Here is an 837-nt window from a genome sequence, read left to right as displayed (position 1 = left end):
TTATTATTCTAACACTAAACCACACCAAAAGGGCAAGAACCTTAAGCTGAACGACCGGACTACAATCCAGGAGCTGCACTCTAAGGGCTACTCTAATCGTGCTATAGCTAGAGAACTTAACTGCTCACCAAGCACGGTCGGATATGAGCTCAAAAGAGGCACAGTATCCGTGTATACCGGCAATGTGTAGCGTGATAAAGCTGTCGAAGGCCAAAGCACTTACGAACTACATAGAAGCGAATGCGGCCGCAAGAGCTTGTTTCTTCGCAGACATAAGTTCATCGACTATGTTTCCCACTGCTTCCATAATCATGGCTGGTCTCTTGATGCTTGCGTGGGTTATGCTTTGGCCAAGGGAATCTTCCAGAAGGATCAGGTCGTATCAACCAAAACTCTGTATAACTACGTTGACTTGGGCCTAATGGATATCAAGAACGGTGATCTTCCAGAGAAGGTCAAGCGCAATACTAAGACTCGTCGTGCCCGTGTAAACAAGCGTATCCTAGGACGAAGCATCGATGAACGTAGTCCTAGAATCGAAAGCCCTAAGGACTTTGGCCACTGGGAATGCGATCTGGTTCTTGGACACAAGACTAAGGACGACGATGTGTTGCTTACTCTGTGCGAACGAAAGACGCGTCAGTTCTTCATGATCAAGATCGAGGATAAGACCTCAGCTAGCGTTATGAAGGCATTTGATAAGCTTCGAGAGCACTACGGATCCAAATGGAATCAAATCTTTAAGTCTATCACAACCGACAATGGATCTGAGTTCGCAGATCTATCCGATCTTGAGCAAGTTTCCAAGACTCTTGTGTACTACGCTCACCCTTATAC

Annotated in this window: 1 pseudogene; it reads left to right on the top strand. The window is 46.1% G+C overall.

Annotated elements, in window-relative coordinates:
* Window positions 1-837 (top strand): annotated as a pseudogene (locus G8O24_RS47040) (IS30 family transposase); the annotation flags it as partial.

Source organism: Bradyrhizobium campsiandrae (assembly GCF_014529705.1).
Classification (GTDB): Bacteria; Pseudomonadota; Alphaproteobacteria; order Rhizobiales; family Xanthobacteraceae; genus Bradyrhizobium; species Bradyrhizobium campsiandrae.
Note: the sequence above shows the minus strand (reverse complement) of the source record. Positions and strands in the feature narration are given on the sequence as shown.